We start from the raw sequence: 1,746 nt of genomic DNA, 5'->3' as shown, positions 1-1,746 counted from the left end.
CCTACACGCTTACACCAGTACATCCACTCACTGGCGGAACTACCTTCCTGCGTCACCCCATCGCTTGACTAATACGGAATCGGGTCCCACGCTCCACAATGCTTTTCGCCCGAAGGCTCCAAACACCGCTTTGGGTGGTTAGCATCAACCGCCTCATCATGGGCGCGTTCACGCGGGTACGGGAATATCAACCCGTTGTCCATCGACTACGCCTGTCGGCCTCGCCTTAGGTCCCGACTTACCCTGGGCGGATTAGCCTGGCCCAGGAACCCTTGGTCATCCGGCGGCAGAGGTTCTCACTCTGCTTTCGCTACTCATGCCTGCATTCTCACTCCCACACCCTCCACGGCTGACTTACGTCGCCGCTTCCAGGGGTGCAGGACGCTCCCCTACCCATCCACACCACTACACAACCATCCGAAGATGGAAGTGGATGTATATGTGTGAATGACACAGCTTCGGCGGTACGCTTAAGCCCCGCTACATTGTCGGCGCAGGACCACTTGACCAGTGAGCTATTACGCACTCTTTCAAGGATGGCTGCTTCTAAGCCAACCTCCTGGTTGTCTGGGCGACCCCACATCCTTTCCCACTTAGCGCACACTTAGGGGCCTTAGCTGGTGTTCTGGGCTGTTTCCCTCTCGACTATGAAGCTTATCCCCCACAGTCTCACTGCCGCGCTCTCACTCATCGGTATTCGGAGTTTGGTTGATTTTGGTAAGCTTGTAGGCCCCCTAGACCATCCAGTGCTCTACCCCCGACGAGAAACACACGACGCTGCACCTAAATGCATTTCGGGGAGAACCAGCTATCACGGAGTTTGATTGGCCTTTCACCCCTACCCACAGCTCATCCCCCAGGTTTTCAACCCTGGTGGGTTCGGGCCTCCACACCGTCTTACCGGCGCTTCACCCTGGCCATGGGTAGATCACTCCGCTTCGGGTCTAGACCACGCGACTCAACGCCCTATTCAGACTCGCTTTCGCTACGGCTACCCCACACGGGTTAACCTCGCCACGCAGCACTAACTCGCAGGCTCATTCTTCAAAAGGCACGCCATCACCCCACAAGGCTCTGACGGCTTGTAGGCACACGGTTTCAGGTACTCTTTCACTCCCCTCCCGGGGTACTTTTCACCTTTCCCTCACGGTACTAGTCCGCTATCGGTCACCAGGAAGTATTTAGGCTTAACGGGTGGTCCCGCCAAATTCACAGCAAATTCCACGAGCTCGCTGCTACTCGGGAACACCACCAAAAGAGACGTCGCGCTTTCGCTTACGGGACTTTCACCCTCTACGGTCCGGTTTTCCAAACCAGTTCAACTAGCAACAACGTTTTATGACTCTCCGCCAGGTTGACAGCCCTAGCCAGTGGGTCCCACGACCCCCACTACGCAACCCCTGTCAGGTATCACACGCAGTAGGTTTAGCCTCATCCGCTTTCGCTCGCCACTACTCACGGAATCACGGTTGTTTTCTCTTCCTACGGGTACTGAGATGTTTCACTTCCCCGCGTTCCCTCCACACACCCTATATATTCAGGTGCAGGTGACACCCCATAACGGGTGCCGGGTTTCCCCATTCGGAAATCCTCGGATCACAGCTCGGTTGACAGCTCCCCGAGGCATATCGCAGCCTCCCACGTCCTTCATCGGCTCCTGATGCCAAGGCATCCACCATGTGCCCTTAATAACTTGACCACAAAGATGCTCGCATCCACTGTACAGTTCTCAAACACCACACCAGA

The 1,746-nt window shown here is 56.0% G+C and carries 1 rRNA gene; it reads right to left on the bottom strand.

From position 1 onward, the window contains the following. Positions 1 to 1,699, bottom strand: a 23S ribosomal RNA gene (locus B9C43_RS55300); the annotation flags it as partial. Between the last annotated feature and the right edge of the window lie 47 nt (positions 1,700 to 1,746).

Origin of the sequence: Kibdelosporangium aridum (genome assembly GCF_900176515.1) — a bacterium.
GTDB lineage: Bacteria > Actinomycetota > Actinomycetes > Mycobacteriales > Pseudonocardiaceae > Kibdelosporangium > Kibdelosporangium aridum.
The sequence above is the reverse complement of the archived record's forward strand: the minus strand, read 5'-3'. Positions and strand labels throughout refer to the sequence as shown.